Below are 24360 nucleotides of genomic sequence, written 5' to 3' on the forward strand. Positions count from 1 at the left end.
AGTGAGGAGGAGCCAACGTCTGTTCAATTAGAAGCTATTTCTTGCAACAGATTATCATATTTAGGGCGCCATCCCAATTCTTTTCTGGCTCGGTCAGAATTGACAAGGATATTTGAACCTAATCCAAAATGTGCCATTATTGGTCCCCAGAGAGCAATGGCATCCACTATTGAAATTTGTTCAATAGTGTCCTGTTTATAACCTAAGCGAGAAATGATTGAATAGCCTATTTCGGAGAATGAAACTGTTCCATTTTCTGCAAAGAAGAAACTTCCCGAATTGGCTTTTTCAATAGCCAATACATATAAATCTGTTAAATCATCAATATGTACATTGGAAGTACGATTTGCTCCCGAGCCTATAATAACAACTTTGTTATTTTTTTCAGCCGCTTTGATTAGTGCTGGAACCTGAGAAGATTCCTTTTTTAACCCTTTCCCGATCCCATAAACTAAGGTAGGACAGATAACGATTGTATAAATGCCTTTTTTACTATAACCAACTACTTCTTTATCAATAACTACCCGTCCCTTTCTTTCTAATAGCGGAAATTGAGGAATGTCTGCATAGATTTTTGTACTGGGATATTTTCCTTCGGCTTTATCTCCGACAATGCCTCCTCCCGATGTATGTATATACATCTTACCAGTTCCCTTTAAAGCTTCTAAAATGAAAGCAACTAGGAAAGTATCGTCTGAATCGGCGGCGTTGATCACAATTTCTACTTCTTGTAAAATGGCATAACCTTCGGAGTTACCATCAAGTTTTGTATGTACAGGTTTTACACCTAAATTCATTACTCTTTCGATGTCCTCCACATGCCTCACCAAACCATACACACAGAAGCCTTTTTCCAATAATTTCACAGCAATAGATCCGCCAATATATCCAGTAACTCCAATTATAAATACACGTTTTTTGTTAAAACTATTCATTATGTAATATTTAAGATAAACATATAGTCTTTAATACGTAAAACTTTGTCCTCAATGCTAAATGCTAGTATTAGTACTGTGTTTTACTATACTCTTTCTCAGAAGATTCAAGCACAAATTTATAGTCCATCATTAAAAATATACCATACAGATTTTTCAATAGTAGTCAGTACAGATAAGATGTGTTATTTCTATTGGCTTGAAAATAAATTTAGACCACATGTGTTTTCGGCGGATTTTGGATAGTGAAAAACCAAAAGGAGTTACTACATTTGGTATTGTGAGGATAGCAATAAATGAGCTTTTCAGAAATGTTAATTGAGCTTCAGCGTAAAGGACTTACTTTGCTTATTTACTACTTTTGTGAAAAAAATAGCATATTATTCGATGGAACAAGCTGATAAATTAAAAACGATAAGTTACTGGGGTATCTTCCTTTCTTGCTTTTCAGACTTTAGCGAAAAATGTATTCATGCTGCGCCTGAACATGTATTGGTGTATGTATATTCAGGTGAACAGATTATTGAAGATCGAAACAAGAAAATTAAGATAAAAGCTGGAGAATGTGCGTTTATTCGGCGTAACCATCGTTTGTTGATGTATAAAAATAGCAAGGGGAATGATCTGTATAAGGGGATTTCATTAAAATTCAACCGAAGTGTTCTAAGGGAGTTCTACAGCCGATTGAATAAATCTAAGCTTCCTAAACAAGAAGCATTTTCAGATAAAAATGTATTTAAGATAGAACCAAAGCCAGATATTGCGAGTTTGTTTAATTCGCTTACTCCATATTTTGAAGAAAATGTAAAGCCGACGGAAGAAGTGACACATTTGAAACTGCTCGAAGGTATTTATGCTCTTCTCAATAACGCTGATGTTTTCTTCCCGATATTATTTGATTTCGCTGATCCTTGGAAGATAGATATGTTGGAATTTTTGAATGATCACTATATGGATGATCTTACAATGGCGCAAATTGCGGCCTATACCGGTCGAAGCCTGGCAACATTTAAACGTGACTTTGCAAAAATTAGTACGCTAAGCCCTCAAAAATGGTTGATAAAAAAGCGGTTGGAATCGGCCTATGTCAAATTAAAAGAAGAAGGTAAAAAGGTGCAGAATGTATACGTTGAAGTAGGCTTTAAAAACCCGTCCCATTTTTCAACTGCATTTAAAAAACAATATGGTATAACTCCTTCTGAAATCTAGTTTGTTGAATTAATCTATTCCATTTATGGATCGACAATAGGGATGAAGAAATATTTTAATATTTCCTAACAGGCCAAAAGATTGAAAAGCATTCGAACAATTGCCAAAAACAACATATTCCGAGGAGCAAGCCAGTGTACGCCTTGAACAAATAAAATTCTTTAGAAAAAAGTAACAGTGCGAAGAATTACTGAAGTAGATCATCTTTTTTCATAGAACAACAACGTCCCAATCTTTATCAGATTTGGCGTTGTTGTTCTATTTGGGTACCTACTGTATCTTGATCTTAGTAGATATTATGATACCGTTGATCATTCAGATTCGAACAGCCATAATTACTAAACACTAATATATTTTTTGAGTACTTCAAGAAGGTCTGCCCGGCGTATTGGTTTGGGAAGAAAGTCATTCATTCCGGATTCAAGGCATTTTTCTTTTTCCCCCAGCACATTTCCAGCTGTAACGCCTATGATAGGTATATGTTGATATGCTGGCAGCATTCTAATATGTTGTGTTGCCTCAATACCACTCATGATCGGCATTTGTACATCCATAATAATAAGGGAAAACTGCTTTTTCTTGCATTCTTCCAAAGCCTGTAAACCATTTGCTGCTTCCGTCAGAAGTATATTGGGAGCAAGAGACTTCATTATCCTATTGTTCAGGACCATATTCACTGGGTTATCATCAACCAAAAGTACGTCTAATTCTCGCGCAAATGCATGCGAATCTTTCTCAGTCTGATCCTGAATAATTTCTATTACTGTACTTCGGTCTACCTTTTTAAGGGTTTTGTATAGATCATGTGATTTTATAGGCTTCAATAGCAAATGTGTATTTTCTATTTTCCTAACCGATGTAAGTATATCCAGTTCTTCCGAAGAAGACGAAAGTACTATAAATGGAGCAACTTCTTTTCGCTGATTTAACAAGCCTTTTATTTTTTCTATTGTTTCCAATCCGGACATGATAGGCATATGATAATCCATCAGAATGACATCGAAGCGCTCACCTTTCAACATGATATCCAAGGCTTCCATTCCATTAGAAGCTAACGTAGATTTGATATTTTTATAGGTAAGCATGTGTTCAAGAATAATCCTGTTGCTTTCATTATCATCCACCACTAAGGCCGTTTTAATTGTCGTTTCATCCTCTTCTTTCCATTCAGGCTTTTCGTAAGGAACCTCAAGATCGAAGAAAAATACAGAACCGCTGTCCATTTCGCTGGTAAGCGACAAATGACTTCCCATATATCCCAAGATATTGTTCGAGATGGTTAGTCCCAGTCCTGTGCCGCCAAATCGTTTACTGATTGAACTGTTTTCCTGGGTAAAGGCATCAAAGATATATTTCTGTTTCTCTATAGGAATGCCGATTCCAGTATCTCTTACCGAGAAGCGCAAGGCAATCGTATGATCATCCATGCGCAATTTTTCTACTTTTAGTTCGATCTCGCCCTTTTCTGTGAATTTTACAGCATTTCCTAACAGATTGATCAAGATCTGTTTTAACCTGACTTCATCAATGAAAAGTATTTTTGGGAGGCCAGGCTCAACGTTGAGAAGAAGTTCGATGTTTTTTTTCTGGGATTGATAAAGAATAACATTGATGACTTGGCTTAACATATCATACACATCACTTTTTTCAATCAAAAGCTCCATTTTTCCGGATTCTATTTTAGAAAAATCCAGTATATCATTGATGATGCTAAGGAGGTTTTCCCCTGATTCATTGATGTAATGCAGATATTGCGTCTGTGTTTCATTCAGTGGTGTCCGGAGGAGGAGGTCTGAAAAACCAATAACTCCGTTCAAGGGAGTACGGATCTCATGACTCATATTGGCCAGAAATTCGGATTTTGCCCTGCTGGCTATATCTGCAGTTTCCTTCGCATTTTTCAGTTCCTCGTTTATTTTTACGGCATTTGTAATATTCTGTATGGAAATAATTATACCTCCAATCTCATCTTTTGTAAGATACCAAGGTCCGACCTTAAGATCGTAATGTTGAATTTCTTCTTTTCCTTCCACCTTTAGTGCAAAATCCCCGTCGATGTACGTTTCTCCCAAAAGCGCATTCCTGTAAATCTTTTTTCTTTCTTCGGGAATATTGGGCGATATTGTAAACAGGTTATTGCCGATAAGGTCGACATTATTCATACTAAATTCATCTCGCCATCTGCTGCTGACGGCAACGTAGTTAAGGGCTTTGTCAAGCATCGCCAAAGGAATAGGAACATCTGTAGCACAGGACTGCATCATAGCTTCCTTCTGAGCAATTTCCAGAAACATTTTTTTGAAGGCATCAATGTTCTGAATAATTCCAAAAACCCTGTGGCAAACTTCATTTTCAAATTCCGGAATTCCTTTTACTCTTACCCAGATGGTGACACCGTCATTACGCAGAAGTTGTAGCTCCTCATCAAAAGAAATCCCTTGTTGTACTGCTCTGTTGAATAGAAATTCTATTCTCTCTCTGTTTTTTCCTTCGTAAAATCCAAGGGCATTTTCAAAAGTTGGTTGGAAATTAATGTTAGTTTTATGAATTTCCCGTACACTTTGAGACCAGGTGAGCTTTCCGCTCTTCATATTGACTTCCCAGCCTCCCACTTGGGCAACCGCGCTTGTTTCCTCCAGCATTTCCTTCGTATAAAACAGATCTTTTTCTAACTTATCCCGGCGCATAATGTCCGATTTTAGTTGAATATAGACGAAAATGGTGACGCCAATGGCCGCGACTGCTGAAAAGATAATGAATAAAACGGTCCGTTTGGTGGAGTTATTCAGATCTTCATTTTTTAGGGCAAGCTGAACTTCCTCGTGTTTCACAAACTCCTGAACGAGCATTCGGCATTTATCCATGGCCATCTTGTTTTGAACAAGTTCTTCTGGAGTCATTAATATTCCCTTTGTACGATTATCAATCAACAAGACATATTCTTTCATCAACATGTCTGAGGTATGCAGCAGTTCATGAAGGATATTAATCTGGAGTTTATCGTTAAGATTAAACCTATCTTTGTTAGCAACAAGCAGCGGATATTCATTCCTGCTTTTATTGAAAGGTTCAAGAAAATTTTCACGGCCGGTAAGCTGATATCCCCGATTGCCAGTTTCGGCATTTAACAGCGTGTTTAAAATATCTTTTATTAAACTGATAGACTCCTTCGTTTTTAAGAGGCTTTTCCTGCTCTCCATCTGGTTATGTATGCTAACATAAGATGCTATAGAACCCGCAATCAGTAGTATCAAAGACAGCATTACACCTATCTGGAGATTTCTTATAATTTTTTTTGGCATTGGTCGGTAGTTTACTGTTAAGATACTAAAAAAGTAGAATTGTATCTCTAATCAGTCAGTAATATTTGATGGCTTTCATCATGTTTCTACGAGATAGCTTATATTGGAAATTTCAACTATTGGGATCATGCGATCCACTTTAGCTAGCCTGACACAACAGCTTTTCTGCAGATAGCGTTTATTATTTTTTGTATTTTGTTATTGCATAACCGTCAAATCTTATTAACTCTAATTCTTCCTTTCCTTTCGGTATGTTGTAATAAAAGTTATAAAATTGAACAACTTTACCGTTAGGGAAACCTTTGGTAAATTTTGAAGTTATTGCCGATTGCTTGATTATTTCTGAATTCTTTTTCACAAGAGTTGCCATTGTTCCGTTTCCATAAATTTTGACGTCGCAACTATCCTTTGGTAGCAATGTAAAAGTATTTGATAGAAGAGCTTCTCTTTCTTTTAACATCCATTCTTTTTTCATTCCCCGTAATTGTGCCACCTCAAATTCTGCGTTCTGGATAATTTCCAAAACATTGTTGCTATTTTTATCATTTAAATCTTTCGTCAGGTTGGTAAGAGCGCTATACAGTTTGTCAAGTAGTTCTGTTGAGTTCTTTAATTGAACTGATTTATTTAAGGAAGATAGTTCGACAGGGATTTTAGCATTAAACTTTAGCGTTTTCAAGAAGTAACCACTTTTAATGTTTTCTTGAGTTATATCATCATCAGATAATTCATAATTTACTAAAATGTTTTCTTCGGGAAAATCAGATTCATTGGAAATGATTGATATTCCTTTGGCTGACCTAACTAATAGAATTTTTAAAATCGGATTTCCTTGCTTTTTATAATTGGATAAGTCAATTAGTATTTTTAACTCTTGTTCACCATTTTTGTTGATCGCAATGTCAATAAAGTTTGGAATTGTGTTTCCAAAGAATTCAAGCCCTTTGACTACAGGATAATCATTTATTGAGATTTCAGTAGGATAATAAAACGTCGGTTGGATACCATAGTTGCTCTTGTCCGCATTATATTTTAGTTTATCCAAAATTTCTGTCTTACTTTCTTGTCCTTTGCAAGAGGCTAAAGTCAGTAAAACAATAATTGATAACATATATTTTTTCATAAGTCAATTCTGTTGGAGCGTTTTGGTTTAATATTTCGGCCAACGCTTTTAGACAGCTTTCCGATATACTAGCCGTATAGCTTAAGAAGTATTGGTAATTGTCAAATGTAAAAATATCAATTTTTGCAGTGTAAACCGTTTACAATTCGCTGAGTATCGTTTAAAATTCGTTAAAAAGGATGTTATTCAATTTCATATGTTGTTGTAAAATAAAGGAGTTCTAATTTATAACCCCTTGATGTGATCTTATAAAATTGTCTTTATTCTTGTTTAGTTGTTTTGCATTGAAGATTTAATTGTTCCATTCTTAATAAACGACAACAGGATATTTGGAAATAATATTTTTTAACGTCTTAACAATTGGTTTGATAAAGGTCTGATCAAAATCGAGTTCGAATTTTAATGTACTGGCGTAGACTCCGGGTTTGTCGCTACATTGAATTTCGACGTTGATGTTACCTAGTCCATTGCCTTTCATTTTAATTGATAAATATCCTTCTAAGTCTTTAAATTCAATCTCCATATTCAAATTTTCATATAGTGAATCCAGATCTTGTTTAAAATTCTCAAAGTCAAATGTGGTTAGTTCGGCATCGTAGGTGCCACTAAAAGCGCCAGCCCGTACTGAGATTTTAGTCCTCAACCAATTCTTATCCCAATTGCTAGAAGCATTATTATATAATAATGCTATTACTTTAATTGAAATTGATCGGCCTCCTACGTGCAATCCGATCGTAAAATCATCTAGCTCTTCCATTTACAGTTTTTTACATTATCTACATTGTACTGACTCGAGTTTATTGTTCATTTCTTATTCGAAGCCTTCGCCGTTGGGTTATAATCAAGACAGATTTTTATCCAATATTCAAAATCATCAAATTTTTGAAAACCAACAGGCTCTACATAGCAATAGCCTTTTAGTTGCTTTCCTTTCATAATCATCGGCAAGAAGCCTTTTTTTTCCGAGACCTCATCTTCCAGTTCTTCGCTATAGCGACACATCAGATTGTCATGGCTGATATTGATACACATTTTCCCATTCACAAGAAAAGATAAGCCGCTAAACATTTTCTTTTCTGCAACTTCAATATTTTCTTCCATTGCAAGTCTTTCACGGACGCGGTCGGCAAGTTCATTGTTATAAGCCATCACTTCAGTTTGTCTGTTATCTAAAATTACTTAAAAACCGCGATTGTCCTCATTATAATTTAAAGAACTATACTAAGATATGTTTGTCGACGAGGATTGTTGCTCCGATAGATTTTCCAGTTGGCCGTCTAGAAACACTTAACCATAGGATTATACATGAGACAAATTGACCAAAGAAATATTCTATGCTAAATTGGGATATCAAATGATTTCGATTCCATTATTTAATAAACAGCTGGAAGAACTCAAGACAATTATGGATCAATGGTTGTACTTACTTAAACACTTGAGTACCATGGATAGATTGCCATTATTTTTGGATAACAGGATATTTGGTCTTATCTTTGAGATAAGAGAGATGAATTATTCATAGCTGATATTGTTAAAGGCACGAAGTTTTAGGTCGAGAATGTCACATCGTAGAAAATTATTCTTCATCGGAATAACATTATGTCTTTCGTCAATTCTAATGTTATTATTTGGTGTTGGAATGTTTGCTTCGAAAGGTGATTATAGCAAATTCATAATAGAATTATCAGAATTTTGCTTCATATCTTGGATTCCATTTTTAATAATTGGAATTTTACTTGTATTAGTTTCAATTATTTTAAGTGCGTTTCAATCTTCCAAAATAAAGAAACCGTAAAAGAGCAAATAGTAACGTTTTCTGACTTCTTTCTTTTTCCATGACTACGATAGCTAAGTTTTCTTTTTTCCAACGTGAAAAAACACGATTGATAACTGTTGCTAGGGTCGTTAACACCCAAATAATTAATGAGTAAATAGCCTAACATCTTCTATTTATAGGGCTTCATTCTTTTGGATCAGCTCTGCAATATAACGATTATAGGTGTCTCCCATGGGGAGATCCATGTCTACGGCCAATTGTCTGCGAACCACTTCAACTTTTTCATTCGACAAAGGATTAATACCTGTTGATTTCACTTTTTTCCAGTATATTCCGATTCCTCTTTTTTGCCAGTTGGGCAGCTCATTGAAATTTATACCATAGCTGTGCAGTAGTTCGTTTTTCATTGAAACACTAAGACCTTCAATTCTTTTAGTAGCTTCATTTTTATTAAGACCGTTTTGCCTTAGATTCCAGTAACAATGCGCATTTAATGCATTCCGGTGAGCATCTTCGTTCCGCCATCTGAAGTAATCCTCAACAAGCGATGCGTTGGGCAGTTCAGAAATTCGACAATCGAAAGCCGCAACATCGCCTAGCATAGATGAAAATTTTGCACTCGCTTCACCTGCCAAGATAGAAATCAATTTTCTGGTTTTTCGCCCGAAAGTATTCTCCTGCAAGTGGAATAGTAAAGAGATTTCATCACTTTCTGTAAATCCATATATTATATTAAACCCGCAGCATATGAGGTGTTTGACGGTTTCAACCATCATATCCCTAAATTTCTCGTCGAATGGTGCTTGGAAAGCATGTGTCTCCTTTGTCAGTTTCGTGAAATTCCTGCCATCAATCCGTGCGACCATATACATTCCAGGCAAGACTTGCCTGTCCTGATAAGTTTCATAAATACGTAATTTCTTATCTAGATCATCAAACTTCATTTTTCCAATCTTTAACTGTGAATCCTCTTGTATCTAATGACACGTAATATAATTTTTCGAAACCTTCGTCGAGCGAGGGGATCTGTAATTTCTTATGGGTTCCCCTGATGCCAATATCAGGAATCCTTTCTTTATTTATCCTAGCACTGTTTCTTTCTAGCGAAGACCGCAGACTCGAGCTGAAATAGTATCCTATGATCTTGTATTTATACGTTTTGGCTAGATCAATATACTTTGCTCGTTCTGCCTTTGTTGGATTTGTATTGTCTACGACAAAGGCTTGCTGTGTTTCTAAACAAGTTTTTATAAACTGCTCTTCCTTATTACGCGTATTCAGTAGATCCATCGAAATTCTCACATGGCTATTAAAATGGTTTTCTTTATAGAAAGAACTCTTTCCGCTGGCCTGTATTCCACAATAAATGATCATTTCCATCTCATAAAAAATAAATTTTCCCATAGGGGAGCCTAAAATTATAGCCCATTTTAAGGGGTACTTTTTTCCTTTCCAAGGAATGTTGCTAACGAATTGCTTAATTTACTAAAGACGTTTTAAATAGACAAAATATTTAACTCAGTAGCTATAATTTACATAGCTATTGAGTATCTTGACGGAATATGATTAATATTGCTATAAGGAAAGTCTTGAATGATTATGTTGCTTTTATAGATTGCTTCAAACATCAGTTCTCTCCAGAAATGGAAGAATTTGAACAAAGGAGCCGCCGGAATCGTTCGGGACATATCGGTGGTTTTAACTATCAGTTTCATGGTGCGGGCTGCCGTTTAGAGAAAGACGGTATCGTATGTGAATTTGATTTTATGCCTACCAATGAATATCCCATAAAGTTTTCGTTATGGGGAATGAAAGAATTTATTTTGACCAATAAGGGATATGGAATAGATAAATTAGAGGAATCGGAATTACATGAAGTTCTATATCCACTGGTTGAAGACGGGACTCTTGTCAAATTGGTATTAGGTGGGGTAGTTTGGGAGGTGTACCAGATTTAGAACTAATTCTCATTTTTACCAATATTTAAAAATTAAGATATTGTGTAATAAGGTTTCTTCTGACTTTCTATAATCCCTGTAAATTGATTTCTGATCTCGCTAAACTGGAGCTTTCCACATTCAAGTTTGCACAGGATCAGTAATTTCCATCTTCTTCCGACCTGACAGATTGCATAGGTAAGATTACATTCAGTTATGTACTACTCATTAACGCTATTTGTAGAATTTTCCTTTCTTTTCCCTTTACTTACAAATTTGTTAGTAACATACATTCAGCTGTGTACTGTGGTAAATTTATGACTTCTATATAATTTTGATAGCATATGAAAAAGATTCTCGGAATACGCGTGATACCGGGATTGATTTTCTATAGAAACATAAATCAAAATAAAGAAATGAATACAATTAAATTGACTCCTGAAATAACTAAAATAATTGAAAACCTGAACAAGCTTCATGTGTTTGACGGTATAAATCCATTAGACATAAGTCGCAAAGGATATGAGACAATGGCCATTCAGCTCGGCGGGAAGAAAGAAGCGGTGAAAATGATAGAAGAATTTAATATTCGTAATGAGAATCACGAAATTCCTGTGAGAATATACCGACCCAATGGAATTATGAACGAAAAATCACCGGCTATCATTTATCTTCATGGCGGTTGGTTTATTTCAGGAAGTTTTGAGACGCACGATGTTATTGTTCGTCAATTGGCCAATGCTACAGGCTCTGTTATTGTTTTTGTTGATTATCGACTGGCTCCAGAGCATCCTTTTCCGGCTGGTTTCGATGATGCTCAGTCGGCCACTGAATGGATCCTTAATAATTCGGACTCTTTAAACATCGATAAAAATAAGATTGGAATTATTGGCGACAGTGCTGGTGCGGCCTTAGCGGTTGGAATTTCGACACGGCTTGGTCAGCAATTGAGATTTCAGGTGTTAATTTATCCGGCGGCTGATAATCAATTAAATACACAATCATGGAAAGACTATGAAGATGGTCCGATTATTAATAAAGATGAAGGAATAAAAGCCTGGAATTGGTATCTAAACGATTCAAAGGATCAACAGAACCCAATGGCAATTCCTTTATTGATTAAAGCCTTTAAAAATACACCTCCAACGTTCATATTATTAGCTGAACATGATCCTTTGCGGGACGAGGGAAAACAACTGGCACAGAATATGAAAGTTTCTGAAATTCGGGTCAAAATTACTCATTACAAAGAGATGGTTCATGGCTTTATGCATATGGGAGCTGTTTTAAAAGAAAACAGAGAGGCTGTTCTGGAGATTGCAGCATTTGCAAGAGAGAATTTAAAGTAAAACATCAGCTAATTGGATACGAAGAAATATGCATATATATTGGGTTGTGTAGGATTTTGGTTTTTTAGCTGTTATGCTGAGATAGGAGTTTTTATCTTTTCTCAGGTTACTCCGTTCGATTGTTGCTATCTATGGCCATTAAACCACCTCCAACCGGTATCGCTTGCCAAAGAAAAGTCTATATCGGCATCCTTTCGGATGCTTTGACCTAGAAGGCTATTAAATGCTAATATGTAAAAGAACACAATGATTTGTTTCATGCTATGGCTTACACTCTGAATTTACAAAATCCGGCTGAAGAGCACAAGATGTTACGATTTAGGAAGTAGATTTATATATCAATAGAAAGGCTATTATTAAACCCATTATATGGTTCATCAATATGGATTTTCATCTTTGTCTTTTTGTGTCACTTTTTAATTTCAAGTCACCATCACTAAATAATAGGGGATATGTATAGCCACATTTTACAGCATATCCATTTTGATATCCCGGTTTCCATGGACTAGATTTTCTAATCAATTTAATTAAAGCTTCACCAGTATGATAACCAATGTCCTTGGCTATCTGAAAATTACTGAGCCTTCCATCTTTCTCAATCGTAAAATTGATAATCAGTTTGCCGTTTACTTTTGCTTTCTTAGCTGCGGTTGGTATCTTATAATTTTTAATAATCCAATCTTTAAATCCGTTCGTACCATATGGCGGCTCGGGAAATACTTCATTCATGTGAGGAGGAATATCCGCAATAGAGTCATCCGAAACAAGGGACTGACCGACAGCCTGTGATAACATACTTATCGATACAATACACATAAATAATAGCTTACGAACCCAGGAAATTCCCATTGTATTTCTATATAACTAAGTAGCTAATTTACATAACTAATTTGTGTCTTGATGCAACAGTTCCTTATGAAAAAATCAATAAATGCTATTTTTTTGATGATACTAATTATTAGTCTGTTTTGTATTTCATGCATGATTTTCGGACAGAAATATTTTGATTTAGACCTTTCAGGCTGATATGAGTCCTATACAGGAAAATATATTATGCGATAAAATGAGGTATACTTAAGTTTTATAATAAGTTCTTAGGCCATTGTCAATTTAAAGGGACATAAAAGACCAAGTGAATTGCAGCGTAAAATACCAGATGCCTCCAGACGTGTTTTAAATATCCAGCTGAAAGAACTGGAAGACCATGAACTTATCAGCAAGAAAATTTATCCTGTTGTACCACCAAAAGTAGAATATTCACTCACAGATTTTGGAATGACGCTGATTCCAGTAATTTCCGCACTTGGATATTGGGGAGACCAGAATGAAGACAGACTGAGAAGAGTAATTTTAAAAAGAATTTCAGAATGATAAAAAGGGTGAGGATAGTCGCCTTTTTCAGAATAGGTGGGTATGCAAAATTTACCACTGTTCAGCGAATCGTAATTTTCTGCTCACGGATTTTAAATAGAGGGCCATGGGTATTGTCGAATACCTTATTTTTATTTTGGAATAATAGAGAGCTGCAACGGAATAAACTATAAAAGTTATTGCTATGCTTAGTGCTTACATCTGAACAAAGGGTTATGAAATCAATTGGCAAATTTCTTCAATGGTCTGTGGCTGCTGCCTTCATCTTTGTCATCGTTTTCTGGGGCAACAGTTACCGTTATTTTGTTTATGCGCTGGTATGCTCTTCTCTGCTTTATTTCCCTTTGCAAAAAATAATCCTTAGCAAATTAGGTAAAGGAGATGGTCGGGATGAAGTCCGCTATAATGTGAATGGAAAGCGCATAACAATGCAAAGTGGCAAGCGCATAGCGTTTGCTGTTCTGTTGGCAGCACTGTATGTTTTAATAATTTCCGTTTTTTCTGTAAGTCCATCTTTGGAGCGTAAAGAGTTTGCGCTGACGCATCCGAGCTGGATTGCAACAGCGCCCGCTATCATAAACTTCGAATCTAAAATACATAGAGGAAAGACAAAATACGCGTATTTAAATATCGAATACCGATATACTGCCAATGGACAGCTGTATTTGCGGAAATTAGATAAGGCGGAAAAGCAGTATGCATTTTTACCTATTGTGAGCCAGCGACGTTTTGAGCAGATGCGAACCGAACTGCTGGATAGAGCAAATGGAATAATAGCTAATAAGGAATACATATTGTTTTACAATCCACAAAATACTGAACAGCAAAAGTTTTGCCTTGCAGACGATTCTTTTTATCTGCAGGGATCTTGGCTGTACGATATATTGTTTGTCTATTTATTACTATTCTTATTCATTGTAATCATCGCGTTTTTGTTTAGAAAAGACTATAATAATAGGATGAAAAAATCTAATTCGACCATTCATTATTACCGTCGTACAGATTATTATGAAAACAGATAAGGTTTGCGTACTACAGGGTTAATTTAGAATGTCTAAACTGGTTTCTGCTTGGAGATTTCTACTAAAAAAAGCTGCTGTTTGTAAAAATTGTCTTATATTTCCTTTCAATTTTTACCGTCGGCCACTTTGATTATGGAAATAAGATCCCTGGAAAATATAGATCCTGAAATTTTGTTTTATGCATTTCAGAGAGCTTTTGCCGAATATGAAATGCAATTGGATAAAAGTGAGCTCTTGGCCATGCTCAAGAGGCGCGGTTTTAGGCGTGATCTTTCCTTTGGGGCTTTTGATGGTGATGATATCGTATCTTTCACCTTTAACGGGATCGGTGATTTCGATGAGGTTTTAACGGCTTATGATACCGGGACAGGTACTCTTAAAAATTATCAGGGACAAGGACTTGCCACATCGGTATTTAATTATTCGATTCCCTATCTGAAGAAGGCTGGAGTCCATAATTATCTACTGGAAGTACTGCAGCATAATAAAAGTGCCGTATCGGTTTATAAAAAGATCGGCTTTACTGTGGTCCGAGAGTTCTTTTATTTTAGGCAAAAGATTGAGGCAATTACTTTATTGGCCAAAAGTTCAAACTTTAATATAAAACCAATAGATATTTTTGAATATACTGAAATTGAAACTTTTTGGGATTTTAAACCATCCTGGCAAAATAGCATTGAATCAATTCGTAGGTCTTTCGACAATTTTATTTGCACAGGCGTTTTTTCAGAGGATAAGCTGATTGGATATTGCGTATTTGAGCCAGGATCAGGGGATATTATCCAACTGGCGGTAAATAAAGAACACAGAAGAAAAGGTGCTGGTACCCTATTGCTTCAGCATATAATAGAGACTAGGCAAACTGACGCTATAAAAATTATCAATACAGACATTAACTGTGAATCTATGACAGCTTTTTTGAAATCCGTGAATATTGAACCAGTTGGAAAGCAATATGAAATGATCAAAAGGCTATGACAGATTTCCGATTCCTTTTTCTTTTCTCACGATCCCATTTTCTTTTTTGTTTTAAAAAAAGGAAATTAATAGAGATGCAAAACTACTTGTTGATTTAAATATCAGGTAACGATGCAGATGATTTTTTTATTGTCTTTTCTAAAAAAATTAACGTTGATGAGTGTGGATTTGAAATAGGAGACTATTTACCAAGGCTAATTATTTCATTTTCAATATCATGGTAAAGCAGGATTTTCCATTGTTCTTCTTGTGCTCTTTGCTTCCAAATGATCCGTTCTTCCATTGCTTTTTTGCCATCATAATCAGTTTTAAATGCTATTTGATAGTTTAGATATCCCATTTGAGGAAGATTGTCTGCACCATAAAAAGCGGTTTCTCCATCTTCCTTAATCCAGAAAACCTGATGATAAGGGGTATGTCCGCCAGTAACTTCGAAATCAATTTCGGAAGTAATACTTCCTTTATCAGAATCCATCCAGACAATATTGGCATTCTCAACAATGAACTTCAAAACATCCAAATCAAAAGAAAGACTCCCTTCTTTTGAAAGCGCAAAATCATATTCACGCTTTTGCAGATAGACTTCGGCATTTGGAAAATTAAGCGTCCAATCATTTTTCTCTCTATTCACAAGTCCGTCAATGTGATCTTTGTGCAAATGAGAAAGCATAGCTAGCTTGACATCTTTTGGTTGGAAACCTGCTTTTATCATGTTGTTATGAATTTTCGGAATACCGTTTTCCACCCAGCCTAATCCTGCATCTAGTAGTATTAGATTGCCAGCTGTTTCAATAAGAAAAGGCTGCACCCCCATTTTTAAATTTTTATCGTTTTCAGTATCTTCCAGATAGGTGAAATTTTTATTCTTATCTACACTGAAATCACCGTCTTTTAAAGGATATATTTCCATTTGTAATTATTTAATCTCACTTACGCTATTGATTGAGAAAGCGGATTAAACAAAATTAAACATCCCAAAGGCAAAATCCTCATTCTATTGAATTAATTACGGTTTCCGTATAGATATCGACGAAATTTCAGTATGGAATACCCAATTCTTGATGCCACTGATATAATCCTCCGGGGTCGAAGACATTCCCTTTTAAAAAACGTTGCAAAAATTCTGTGAGGGAGGAAGTTAATGCTATTGTAGGGTGTGTTGCATTAAATATTTCATATCGGCAATCTCCTAAATACCTTAATCCCCATATATCTGAATAAATCATATATTCTGAAAAATAAAACCAATTATCGCCATAATTGTCTGCGTACTCCATTATTCCAGCAAGTGGTATAATATTGAAAATATCTTCATTACAACCGAAACCATTGCATAAGAGATAGAATCTTCTAAACTCATCGGACAAAGGGAATCCAATTTTTTGCTCAAACGTATCAATCTCCGAGAGCATGGCTCCAGGATAGATGTCAATTCCATCTTTCTCGTGCTTTTGTTTTATAGCCGTAATTAATTGTCTCATTGCACTACTACTTATAATTGAACATTTATTTATCAATAATCAACTGTCTCTTTCCCAATTTTGATTAGAAAATTTTTCAACGTTTACCCTTATATATATGCTTGTAAAAATTCCAAATTTGAAAATAAAAGCACTGTGATTGAATGTAAATATAGCCAGGAATACCCGAGTGATTTTCTAGGCTATCGCTGCATAACTGTTTATTCCATTTTGTTTGACCTGCTACCATTTATAAGGGACCTCAATTGTGAATAGACCAAAAACCATAGTCTTTGTACGCGTTGATTTAGACACCCCAATGAAAGGGTTATCACGGTACAAACTTGGATGATGTTTAAAAATTTCATGCTGTGGCTTACTAGTTACTGAATTTACAAAACAGTCCTTAAATAGGCAAAATATGTAACTCGTTGGCGCTAATTACATACTCATTTTGTATCTTGATGCAACATGGTTCTTCTTAGCTATAAGAAAAGAGATAGGGGGGAAAAAAAGACTACCTAATTGGAATGGGCCTTGGCTTCCAAAAAAATAATTATTTAATATGGCGAAAGGAGATAAATTATATTTTAAAGCTCTCAAAGAAGCGAGCAAAAATACTGAGATAGGAGATTCAAATGCACTTGAGTTATTACAGAAAGCGATCGACAAGAATAACAGTAAAGCGCAATATGCATTAGCAACATGGTACCTATATGGAAAAACCGTCAAAAAAGATTATAAAGTAGCCGTAGAGCTGTTGTTAGACTCCTCCGTTCAGAACAATGAACTGGCCTGTTTCGATTTAGCCGTTTGTTATGAGAACGGTTTTGGCGTAAAAAAGAATACAAAAAAAGCTTTCTTATTTTATTCGAAAGCTATTTTACTTGGTGAGAAACAATCTATTTACGAGGTTGGTCGGTGCTATTATTATGGCATTGGGGTTAATAAAAATCTGGAGCTTGCTAGTGTATATTTTGATATAGCTAGGTTGTATGGAATAGAAACGTAACTAGGTTTAAATTAATAGCCGAAGGAAATTGTAGACTGGTATTGTCTAGTATTTTTTAATTGTAAAAACCACTACTTGATCTGACTTTGGCTACGCCTAAAAATTGTCAGATATCATTATCGTCCAAATAATTTTGATAAAAATCCTTTTTTAATTGGCTTCTCAATTCCCCAAATTAATTCCGTTTCGTGTCGTTTTGCTTTGTCAATGTTCGGCCCGAATTTGCCCCACGCAAATCCGCTCTGAATTTGTTTGTTTCTTAAGTCTGCAATTACAAAATTGTCAGGAAGTGATAGTGCAAAGTTTTTCAAAGTTGTGTCTTTAGATTGTCTTGCATTTTCAAGTTCAATAAATCCATCTCCTTTGCTCCAAATATCCATAACCACTTTTTCGTGAATAATGTCAAGGTTTGACTTATTCCCATTTTTTCCAAAATCGTCAATGTGTTCTATAAACTGAGTTAAGTTGTCCGAGTGTTTTACGATTACTGCTGGGGCGTGGCACACATAAAACACGCTTCCCCAACTTCCATTGTTGTCAACATCTAAAATCCAAAAATTTCCGAATCCGTCTCCCGCAAGTTGAACTGAATTAGGAAAAAACTCTTCAAATCCAAATTGACCTACTCCGTCAAATGTGACTTCTTCAAGTCCGAAAAATTCAAAACCGCTTGTAAATTTTAGTAATTCTCTTATCTCTGGCGGAATTTGTCCTGTCGGCAGTCGTTTGGCTAATTCGTCAATCTGTTGGCTGGTCAAACCTTCTTTTAGTTCTACTTTATATTCGTCGCCATCTTCTGAAATATATTGTTCTGTCAAAATGGATGTCAGTTTTTCTGTCGGTGTCATAAATTCAATTCTGTTGTCTTGGTCTGTCGTGTTATGCTGGCAGCACACTTTTGGCAATACCTTGTTGGTTGTAGTTTTTTATTTAATCCACTTTTCGATTATTTCAATGAATTGGTTTTGCTGGTCAACAAATGGATAATGCGAGCAATTGTCAATTGTCTTGAAATTCTGTTTTCCAACTATTTTCTTCATATCACTTAATTGCTTTTCTGAAAAGATTTTGTCTTGCAAACCATAAATTGCAAATAATTTTACATTCTCTTTTTTTAGTTTTTTTAAAATAGGTTTGGTGTCAATATTATTTTTGCTTTCATTTTTATAGAACAAAATAGGAGCGTCATCATTTCGGATATTGCTTTTTCCATATTCACTATTTTCATAATTTTCCCGCAATTGGTTTGCTTCATTTGTCGGAAATGGCATTTTGAAATAGTTGTTCATACTTGCAATTTCATAACATTGCTTTCTGTATTCAGCCGAATTTTTAGCTAATCTTTCAATTTCAGAAATTTTGGAAAGTATTACAGTGTCATTCTTTTTTTTGTAGATTTTTCGTGTCGTTTCCAAAATATGGTTATACGTTTCTTGTTGGGAAAAAAGTGCACCTGCAAGAATTAATGAACTTACTTTTTCAGGATTTTGTTCTGTAAAAAGTGTTCCAACCAAACCACCAAAACTATGAGCAATGATATTTGCTCTTTTGATGTTATATTTTTCGTAAATGCTATTTAAATCACTAATTGCTTCTTGAAAAGTAAATGTTGCAGTTGTGTGGATTGAACGACCTTCACCACGTCTGTCATAAACGATAACATACAAACCTTTTTCGGCTAAATTTTCTGCAGTTGTTCCCTCGAAGAGTGTCGAGTTTCCTCTTGGTCCGCCGTGAATGAAAATTATTGTCGGATTTTCACTCTTTCCGTATGTTTTTGAGTAAATCTTTTCCGTTTGAGCTTTTCCAATTATTGATGTTAGGGTACAAAAAAGTATTAAAAATATTTTTATCATTTTAGGGTGCTATGTTCAGTTATGAATTCAGATAAAATTATCGCCAATGGCGCGGCGACTTGTCGAAATAGCGTAGCCGTATCGAAGATACGAAAGTGGAGCTGTTTTGCCAAGTCGTTTGTTGTAAGTTTATCTTCGTCAGTCAATCAGCACCGGAATAGATCCACATCGGCTCTGTTTGACCTGCTCGTTCAAAGCCGTTCTTTTTATAGAAGTCGATAGCCTTTCAGTCTGCAGTAGGTATCTGCATATTAAAGCCATTATAAATGATCAATTCATTTAAATTTTGTACCAGTATCCGATTATTTGACGGAAAATAATACCGAATTATTTTGAAAATGAATTGGTAAATTAACCTTTCTATTCTATTTTTGCCCTATGTGATCCTTCCCTCTGAACAAGTCAACAAAAGTACTTTTTGAAACTGATTTCCATCAAGGACTATCAGCTAGAGGTTATAAGTGAAGATCACAATTTTAATCAGCAATCAATTTAAACTGAAAATCACATTAAATTACTACAAAGATACATGAATCAGGTTTTTAAACTCAGCATATTTGTATTAACAATACTATTTTTCCATAATTATTCTTCTGCCCAAGAAAGAGAAAATTACGTGGAAAAAATAGACAATTTATTGGAAAGCCGAAATCCCCGAGATTTTAATGGGGTCGTTTATATTCTGCAGAACGGACAATTAAAATATGCAAAAGCCTATGGATTTGCCGATTTTGACAAGAGAACGCCCCTAAAAATTAACGACCGGTTTTCAACAATGTCCATTGCCAAACAATTTACTGCAGCTCTTATTTTACAGCAGGTAGAACAGGGAACGATTGATCTGCAAGTACCTATACGCACATATTTACCGGATTTTAAATATGCCTGGGCAGATACCGTTACTGTTCATCAGTTGTTAAACAATACTTCAGGATTGAACAGTGACACTATGGACGAACCGCTGAAGTTTCAACCCGGCTCTGCTTTTAATTATTCAAACATAGGATATTATGTGGCAGGACTGGTCCTAGAAAAGCAGAGCGGTGAAAAATTTGAAAAACTTGTTGCCGAATTGTTCCGAAAGTGCAAAATGAAGGATAGTTATTACCCCAACGAAACCAGTAACAAATTTTTAGTGAAAGGACACAATATCAAAAACGACAAGAGTTTTGTCCTTAGGCAAAAATCAGAATTTGATGTTACCCATTATTTTGGAAGTTATTTAATCGTAACTGCGCCTGACTTAGCCCGTTGGAACGAATGCTTGCACAAGGGAAAAGTTTTGAAGCCCGAAACCTATAAAATGATGACTGATTATGTAATCACTAGCGCACATCCAGTTTTTGGTGAGAAACCAATTGGTTATGCTTATGGTTTACGAATAAACGACAAGGCCGATATTTATGAAATTGGACATACTGGCTTTCATCCAGCAGAAGGTTTTACAGCTGTAAACCTGTATTATCCGAAAACCGAAACGAGTATTGTCATTATGGAGAATGTAGGCAATGAAAATTTTGACATCGCTTATTTTTACGAATTGAAAATCAGGGATATTGTCAAACAAAGTATGCTTTTAAGGTAAGTCTGTTCTAGGAGAAAAATACGTTTGCAAATTTGCTGTATGCCCTCATTAATCGCAAATGTGCAAAGCGGGCGTCTATTATCGATAGTATCTTCAAGTGTAAATAGACCAAGATCCATTGTCTTTATGCGATATGGGTTCTTGCACCCAACTATTAAGGGGGATATTATTCCCCCTTTAATCTAGATTCCAGTAAATTTAACAAAGACTACAGCGCGCATTTTAGCGATTAAGTAGAAATAACAAGTTTCCAGCTTTAACAATTAGGCATAGCTGTTATGAAGAAATGTTACTGTGTTAAAGAAAACTGCTGTAGAGTGTTATATTTAACGTTTTACCCTTAGCTACCTGGTAAGAACCAAACCCCCAACCATAATTACCATATGTCTTGTGGTGAACAATAAAATCAAAAATTTGGTTAGCTGGTACTTTTAGGCTTACGTATCCATTTTTATCCGTCAGCCCTTTCAGCGTCGAACTTTTTACTACATCCGCGATATTATCAGAGGTGACATGGATCTTATTGACAGGAAATGCGACGACTCCCTGATCTTGAATAGGGGTGCGGGTTTCGTACGATAGTAACCGAATTATCAGGGTGCCCGAAAAATCAGTTACCTTTGTTGTCTTTTTACGTTCTATACCCGCTGTAATCTGTACATATTCATCGACGCTGTAATCGTTGTTATTTAATTTTATAGAATCTGTCTTTAGTTGATAATTATTAGGTAACAAATCCGTGAAATTGACTTCGCCAACACTGCTCGTAATAGCTGAATCTATCGGTGAATTAGGATCTTGCTTGCTCCCAGGGTTATAAATGTAAACTTTGAGACCAGACAATCCCTTACCAGTATCGTCTGTCAATTTGTAGTTTAGTTTTCCCGTAATTTCCCCTTCTGCCAGTTTGACAACGACCTCCTTCTCACAAGAGGCTGTTGCAATCAACAGTGTGAGCACAATAAAAAAATAGACTTTCATATCATTAAAGTTTTTTATCAGCGAATTATTGATAAAAACCTGCAAAATAGTTCATCGTCATACCTTTTTGAATGGATGTTGTGCCCCAGTTAAGGTTTGACAAGGTTGTTGTATTATAGAGTAAGACGACATAATCTTTGCCAGATGCGATCTTTAATGTAGCAATTCCATTTTCGCCAGTCACACCTTTAAATTCTGCGTTAGCTAAGTTTTTTGAAATATATTGCTCATATTCGTAGTTATTAACAGGAATGATGAGAACACCTATATTTTTTGCGGGTTGATTCGTGTTATAGGAAGTTACTTTAACGACTAATGTTCCTGAAAAGTCTGTCACTTTGGTCTCTTTATTCTTTGTCATACCAGTGGTGACCTGAACATAATCTCTAACAGTATAATTTACATTGTTTACTTTTGCCGAATCAGCGACTATTAGATAACTTTTCGGATTTAGATCACCAAAATCAACTTGGCCGTTTCCGTCGGTACGACGCTCATCGATTAATATACTGTTGCTTGCATAATATCTGTCCAAGTGATCAAACAAGGATATCTTTACATTAGATAGGCCTTTACCGTTTGCGTCAGTTAATTTGTAAGTAAGTTTTCCACTATTGGAGAGAGACATCTCTACCTCGTTTGTTTTCTTACAAGATACAAATGCTATCGCTATAAGCATTAAATAGGCTAATTTTAATTTCATAAATATTAATTAATTGTTTAAGGCTGCAAATATGTCACTTTAGTTATTATATTGTGCTTTTTAAACGAAATAGTGTAAAATAGTTTTGCCGACAATAGTCGGTAAATTTCCAACTATCTTTAGCCAAAATTTTAATAGAATTTTAGTAGATGAAGTATAAGATATCAGAAAAAAGAGCAGCTTTTCTAAGCAAAGCATTTTTTGAATACAGTTTTAAAGAAAATGTGCTTGATAGGGAGCTGCTGGAGGAAATCAACGAACCTATCGAACTTGATTTTATTGCAAAAAATCACAATTACGATGATGGGAATGATCTGCTACTTGCTATTGTAACTCATCCTTACTGTGATATTTCGACTGTTAAGATGATCTTGCATAGAGCTGATGTTGATGGTTATTTAACGGATGCTGAGAGGTCAGGTGATTTCGAACTGATCAAGGCTATTATTACCCATTTAGATAATGGATTCTACAAGCATGAAAAATTCTATTATGATCCCGTTAGTGACCCTGGCGCTTTATCTTTTGATGTAGAAGAGTTAAAAAAATACATTAAGGAGGATGCTGTTCTGTTTAATAAACCCAGGGGAAAAAAACTCGAAACATCATTTGCAGATAATTTTCATCGCAGAGATCTGAAGTTCTATAATGGCACAATAAAAACTGTAAAAACATCTCAAGCTCTAAAGCTGATAACTGACAGATGTAATTTTATTTTTAAGGTACCTGAAGGAGATTTTAGGATAGTAAAAGACAATACGATAAAGAGTTTTATAGATTGTTATACATTTCCTGCGGGTATAAAAGACCGTTTTGGAGCAAATGAAAAGGAACTAAGAAAGGTCATTATGCAGCCGGATCTTGTCATTGAGAATGATGATATTTTAGTGGTTCTTTTTCTATTTAATAGCCAAGCATTACAGCTGGAAAATGCGGCCACCAATGTTTCAACAATGATGCGCAATGAGTTTTTCTATATTCCGGCTTTTATTGAAATAGTTGCTGTTGAAGAAAACTTTGATAAGATAGCCCGCATCAAACATAGTGATACTTGGTTTGCCGTCAGTAAAGGCATGCAGGTCAAAATAAATGATGTCGAAAATTTAAAATTCCTGAAGCTCATCTTAGTGGAAAAAGGCGGCGTTTTATTTTCATTCTCAGTTGTTTCAGATCAGCGGCAAAATCTGGATAACGAAGTTATTAAAAATTTGATCAGCAATTGTTCATTGGAGTATTCGCTATGAATTGAAATATTACGGTGACTTTAGTGGCTTAGCTGGATATTTAATAACGCAAACTCCCATTTCTGGATGGGCTTATCTGAGAATTTTACGCGTGCAAATGCGACCCTTCGATCCTTATTGGCATTAATATTGGCCATTGCCAATTCGACCGGAAACTCACCAACAGGAAAATTTTCACTAAAAGCTGCCGCATCCCTTAAGGTAACGGGATCAGTTGCGATAATCTGGCCTGATGATACCTTTAGATTTCCTAAAGCTATCTTATCAAAAGTTATTTCCGTACCGAATTGCGCTACTTTTGTGGCCTTCGCGAAACTTCCCTCAAATATCTGTGGGAATGTGAGCGATGTATCCTTAATGGTTATTTTCGGTATGGTATCCGTCAGGTCAAATTTGGCTGTTTGTACAATGACATCGTTAGTATTACTTGGAACTTTGTTTCTTGAAATGTATAAAAATAGCACAACGGCCATCAGACATATTGTTATTGTTATTTTGTGCATGGGAAATAATTTT

General features: G+C 35.4%; 26 protein-coding genes. 10 read left to right on the top strand and 16 right to left on the bottom strand.

The window, feature by feature from the left end; all coding sequences use genetic code 11:
• Positions 1-23 precede the first annotated feature (23 nt).
• Positions 24-935 (bottom strand): NAD-dependent epimerase/dehydratase family protein, encoded by a 912-nt coding sequence (locus HS960_RS04580; RefSeq protein ID WP_182331418.1) that lies wholly within the window; start codon positions 933-935, stop codon positions 24-26.
• 363 nt (positions 936-1298) lie between these two features.
• Here HS960_RS04580 and HS960_RS04585 point away from each other — a divergent pair, with 363 nt between their 5' ends.
• A complete protein-coding gene (locus HS960_RS04585) occupies positions 1299-2144 on the top strand; it encodes a helix-turn-helix domain-containing protein (RefSeq protein WP_228280206.1) in 846 nt (281 codons plus the stop codon).
• A 338-nt stretch (positions 2145-2482) separates the two neighbouring features.
• Here the strand turns inward: HS960_RS04585 and HS960_RS04590 are convergent, their stop codons facing one another.
• The 4 genes from HS960_RS04590 to HS960_RS04605 all read right to left on the bottom strand — a co-directional run bounded on the left by HS960_RS04590 (position 2483) and on the right by HS960_RS04605 (position 7718).
• Positions 2483-5446: a response regulator gene (locus HS960_RS04590; RefSeq protein ID WP_202883749.1), complete on the bottom strand. Its 2964-nt coding sequence runs from the start codon at positions 5444-5446 to the stop codon at positions 2483-2485.
• Positions 5447-5627: 181 nt separating this feature from the next.
• On the bottom strand, positions 5628-6569 hold the full coding sequence (locus HS960_RS04595; protein ID WP_182331420.1) for a hypothetical protein: 942 nt from the start codon (positions 6567-6569) through the stop codon (positions 5628-5630).
• Positions 6570-6876: 307 nt separating this feature from the next.
• Complete coding sequence (locus HS960_RS04600; RefSeq protein ID WP_182331422.1) at positions 6877-7326, bottom strand: WapI family immunity protein; 450 nt, start codon at positions 7324-7326, stop codon at positions 6877-6879.
• Positions 7327-7373: 47 nt separating this feature from the next.
• Positions 7374-7718, bottom strand: coding sequence for a TfoX/Sxy family protein (locus tag HS960_RS04605; RefSeq protein ID WP_182331424.1), 345 nt, complete (start codon positions 7716-7718; stop codon positions 7374-7376).
• Positions 7719-7884: 166 nt separating this feature from the next.
• Here HS960_RS04605 and HS960_RS27100 point away from each other — a divergent pair, with 166 nt between their 5' ends.
• Positions 7885-8091 carry a PD-(D/E)XK nuclease family transposase gene (locus tag HS960_RS27100; RefSeq protein WP_394353582.1) on the top strand — a complete coding sequence of 69 codons (207 nt, stop codon included), beginning with the start codon at positions 7885-7887 and terminating at the stop codon, positions 8089-8091.
• Between the two features lie 428 nt (positions 8092-8519).
• On the opposite strand, the gene HS960_RS04615 is transcribed toward HS960_RS27100, so the two are convergent.
• Positions 8520-9290, bottom strand: a complete 771-nt coding sequence (locus tag HS960_RS04615) for a tRNA(His) guanylyltransferase Thg1 family protein (RefSeq protein ID WP_182331428.1) — start codon at positions 9288-9290, stop codon at positions 8520-8522.
• Positions 9280-9750: an AAA family ATPase gene (locus HS960_RS04620; RefSeq protein WP_202883750.1), complete on the bottom strand. Its 471-nt coding sequence runs from the start codon at positions 9748-9750 to the stop codon at positions 9280-9282. The genes HS960_RS04615 and HS960_RS04620 overlap by 11 nt, the downstream gene beginning before the upstream one ends.
• A 158-nt stretch (positions 9751-9908) precedes the next feature.
• On the opposite strand from HS960_RS04620, the gene HS960_RS04625 reads away from it, so the two are divergent.
• The gene (locus HS960_RS04625) at positions 9909-10304 is read left to right on the top strand and encodes a DUF6896 domain-containing protein (protein ID WP_153848734.1); all 396 of its coding nucleotides are present in this window, start codon (positions 9909-9911) and stop codon (positions 10302-10304) included.
• Between the two features lie 32 nt (positions 10305-10336).
• Here the strand turns inward: HS960_RS04625 and HS960_RS27105 are convergent, their stop codons facing one another.
• The gene (locus HS960_RS27105; protein ID WP_202883798.1) at positions 10337-10501 is read right to left on the bottom strand and encodes a winged helix-turn-helix transcriptional regulator; all 165 of its coding nucleotides are present in this window, start codon (positions 10499-10501) and stop codon (positions 10337-10339) included.
• Between the two features lie 126 nt (positions 10502-10627).
• Between HS960_RS27105 and HS960_RS04635 the strand changes: the two genes are divergently transcribed.
• The gene (locus HS960_RS04635; protein WP_228280209.1) at positions 10628-11632 is read left to right on the top strand and encodes an alpha/beta hydrolase; all 1005 of its coding nucleotides are present in this window, start codon (positions 10628-10630) and stop codon (positions 11630-11632) included.
• A gap of 390 nt (positions 11633-12022) precedes the next feature.
• Here HS960_RS04635 and HS960_RS04640 read toward each other — a convergent pair whose 3' ends face one another.
• Positions 12023-12427 carry an energy transducer TonB gene (locus HS960_RS04640; RefSeq protein ID WP_182331430.1) on the bottom strand — a complete coding sequence of 135 codons (405 nt, stop codon included), beginning with the start codon at positions 12425-12427 and terminating at the stop codon, positions 12023-12025.
• Positions 12428-12733: 306 nt separating this feature from the next.
• Here HS960_RS04640 and HS960_RS04645 point away from each other — a divergent pair, with 306 nt between their 5' ends.
• From HS960_RS04645 to HS960_RS04655, 3 genes are all read left to right on the top strand, one after another.
• Positions 12734-13003, top strand: a complete 270-nt coding sequence (locus tag HS960_RS04645) for a winged helix-turn-helix transcriptional regulator (protein WP_182333109.1) — start codon at positions 12734-12736, stop codon at positions 13001-13003.
• A 215-nt stretch (positions 13004-13218) separates the two neighbouring features.
• Positions 13219-14025, top strand: a complete 807-nt coding sequence (locus tag HS960_RS04650) for a hypothetical protein (protein ID WP_182331432.1) — start codon at positions 13219-13221, stop codon at positions 14023-14025.
• Between the two features lie 132 nt (positions 14026-14157).
• The gene (locus tag HS960_RS04655; RefSeq protein ID WP_182331434.1) at positions 14158-15003 is read left to right on the top strand and encodes a GNAT family N-acetyltransferase; all 846 of its coding nucleotides are present in this window, start codon (positions 14158-14160) and stop codon (positions 15001-15003) included.
• Between the two features lie 181 nt (positions 15004-15184).
• On the opposite strand, the gene HS960_RS04660 is transcribed toward HS960_RS04655, so the two are convergent.
• Both HS960_RS04660 and HS960_RS04665 read right to left on the bottom strand, forming a co-directional pair.
• Positions 15185-15913, bottom strand: a complete 729-nt coding sequence (locus HS960_RS04660) for an MBL fold metallo-hydrolase (protein ID WP_182331436.1) — start codon at positions 15911-15913, stop codon at positions 15185-15187.
• A 127-nt stretch (positions 15914-16040) separates the two neighbouring features.
• Entirely contained in the window at positions 16041-16484 is a 444-nt protein-coding gene (locus HS960_RS04665) for an SMI1/KNR4 family protein (protein ID WP_182331439.1), read from the bottom strand.
• Positions 16485-17028: 544 nt separating this feature from the next.
• Between HS960_RS04665 and HS960_RS04670 the strand changes: the two genes are divergently transcribed.
• Positions 17029-17475, top strand: a complete 447-nt coding sequence (locus HS960_RS04670; RefSeq protein ID WP_182331441.1) for a tetratricopeptide repeat protein — start codon at positions 17029-17031, stop codon at positions 17473-17475.
• Between the two features lie 116 nt (positions 17476-17591).
• Here the strand turns inward: HS960_RS04670 and HS960_RS04675 are convergent, their stop codons facing one another.
• The gene (locus HS960_RS04675) at positions 17592-18323 is read right to left on the bottom strand and encodes an SMI1/KNR4 family protein (protein ID WP_182331443.1); all 732 of its coding nucleotides are present in this window, start codon (positions 18321-18323) and stop codon (positions 17592-17594) included.
• A 78-nt stretch (positions 18324-18401) separates the two neighbouring features.
• Entirely contained in the window at positions 18402-19331 is a 930-nt protein-coding gene (locus HS960_RS04680) for an alpha/beta hydrolase (RefSeq protein ID WP_182331445.1), read from the bottom strand.
• Positions 19332-19860: 529 nt separating this feature from the next.
• Here HS960_RS04680 and HS960_RS04685 point away from each other — a divergent pair.
• Positions 19861-20916 carry a serine hydrolase domain-containing protein gene (locus HS960_RS04685; RefSeq protein ID WP_182331447.1) on the top strand — a complete coding sequence of 352 codons (1056 nt, stop codon included), beginning with the start codon at positions 19861-19863 and terminating at the stop codon, positions 20914-20916.
• Between the two features lie 297 nt (positions 20917-21213).
• On the opposite strand, the gene HS960_RS04690 is transcribed toward HS960_RS04685, so the two are convergent.
• Positions 21214-21897 (bottom strand): hypothetical protein, encoded by a 684-nt coding sequence (locus HS960_RS04690; protein ID WP_182331449.1) that lies wholly within the window; start codon positions 21895-21897, stop codon positions 21214-21216.
• Between the two features lie 25 nt (positions 21898-21922).
• Positions 21923-22600: a hypothetical protein gene (locus HS960_RS04695; RefSeq protein ID WP_182331451.1), complete on the bottom strand. Its 678-nt coding sequence runs from the start codon at positions 22598-22600 to the stop codon at positions 21923-21925.
• Positions 22601-22749: 149 nt separating this feature from the next.
• Between HS960_RS04695 and HS960_RS04700 the strand changes: the two genes are divergently transcribed.
• On the top strand, positions 22750-23844 hold the full coding sequence (locus HS960_RS04700) for a DUF4274 domain-containing protein (RefSeq protein WP_182331453.1): 1095 nt from the start codon (positions 22750-22752) through the stop codon (positions 23842-23844).
• A gap of 20 nt (positions 23845-23864) precedes the next feature.
• On the opposite strand, the gene HS960_RS04705 is transcribed toward HS960_RS04700, so the two are convergent.
• The gene (locus HS960_RS04705) at positions 23865-24347 is read right to left on the bottom strand and encodes a DUF4241 domain-containing protein (RefSeq protein WP_182331455.1); all 483 of its coding nucleotides are present in this window, start codon (positions 24345-24347) and stop codon (positions 23865-23867) included.
• Positions 24348-24360: the final 13 nt, after the last annotated feature.

Origin of the sequence: Sphingobacterium paramultivorum (assembly GCF_014109745.1) — a bacterium.
Classification (GTDB): domain Bacteria; phylum Bacteroidota; class Bacteroidia; order Sphingobacteriales; family Sphingobacteriaceae; genus Sphingobacterium; species Sphingobacterium paramultivorum.

Coding starts and splice junctions, on each gene's coding strand:
- HS960_RS04580 (WP_182331418.1), bottom strand. CDS start 935: ATGAATAGTTTTAACAAAAAACGTGTATTTATAATTGGAGTTACTGGA.
- HS960_RS04590 (WP_202883749.1), bottom strand. CDS start 5,446: ATGCCAAAAAAAATTATAAGAAATCTCCAGATAGGTGTAATGCTGTCT.
- HS960_RS04595 (WP_182331420.1), bottom strand. CDS start 6,569: ATGAAAAAATATATGTTATCAATTATTGTTTTACTGACTTTAGCCTCT.
- HS960_RS04600 (WP_182331422.1), bottom strand. CDS start 7,326: ATGGAAGAGCTAGATGATTTTACGATCGGATTGCACGTAGGAGGCCGA.
- HS960_RS04605 (WP_182331424.1), bottom strand. CDS start 7,718: ATGGCTTATAACAATGAACTTGCCGACCGCGTCCGTGAAAGACTTGCA.
- HS960_RS04615 (WP_182331428.1), bottom strand. CDS start 9,290: ATGAAGTTTGATGATCTAGATAAGAAATTACGTATTTATGAAACTTAT.
- HS960_RS04620 (WP_202883750.1), bottom strand. CDS start 9,750: ATGGGAAAATTTATTTTTTATGAGATGGAAATGATCATTTATTGTGGA.
- HS960_RS04625 (WP_153848734.1), top strand. CDS start 9,909: ATGATTAATATTGCTATAAGGAAAGTCTTGAATGATTATGTTGCTTTT.
- HS960_RS04635 (WP_228280209.1), top strand. CDS start 10,628: ATGAAAAAGATTCTCGGAATACGCGTGATACCGGGATTGATTTTCTAT.
- HS960_RS04640 (WP_182331430.1), bottom strand. CDS start 12,427: ATGTTATCACAGGCTGTCGGTCAGTCCCTTGTTTCGGATGACTCTATT.
- HS960_RS04650 (WP_182331432.1), top strand. CDS start 13,219: ATGAAATCAATTGGCAAATTTCTTCAATGGTCTGTGGCTGCTGCCTTC.
- HS960_RS04655 (WP_182331434.1), top strand. CDS start 14,158: ATGGAAATAAGATCCCTGGAAAATATAGATCCTGAAATTTTGTTTTAT.
- HS960_RS04660 (WP_182331436.1), bottom strand. CDS start 15,913: ATGGAAATATATCCTTTAAAAGACGGTGATTTCAGTGTAGATAAGAAT.
- HS960_RS04665 (WP_182331439.1), bottom strand. CDS start 16,484: ATGAGACAATTAATTACGGCTATAAAACAAAAGCACGAGAAAGATGGA.
- HS960_RS04670 (WP_182331441.1), top strand. CDS start 17,029: ATGGCGAAAGGAGATAAATTATATTTTAAAGCTCTCAAAGAAGCGAGC.
- HS960_RS04675 (WP_182331443.1), bottom strand. CDS start 18,323: ATGACACCGACAGAAAAACTGACATCCATTTTGACAGAACAATATATT.
- HS960_RS04680 (WP_182331445.1), bottom strand. CDS start 19,331: ATGATAAAAATATTTTTAATACTTTTTTGTACCCTAACATCAATAATT.
- HS960_RS04685 (WP_182331447.1), top strand. CDS start 19,861: ATGAATCAGGTTTTTAAACTCAGCATATTTGTATTAACAATACTATTT.
- HS960_RS04690 (WP_182331449.1), bottom strand. CDS start 21,897: ATGAAAGTCTATTTTTTTATTGTGCTCACACTGTTGATTGCAACAGCC.
- HS960_RS04695 (WP_182331451.1), bottom strand. CDS start 22,600: ATGAAATTAAAATTAGCCTATTTAATGCTTATAGCGATAGCATTTGTA.
- HS960_RS04700 (WP_182331453.1), top strand. CDS start 22,750: ATGAAGTATAAGATATCAGAAAAAAGAGCAGCTTTTCTAAGCAAAGCA.
- HS960_RS04705 (WP_182331455.1), bottom strand. CDS start 24,347: ATGCACAAAATAACAATAACAATATGTCTGATGGCCGTTGTGCTATTT.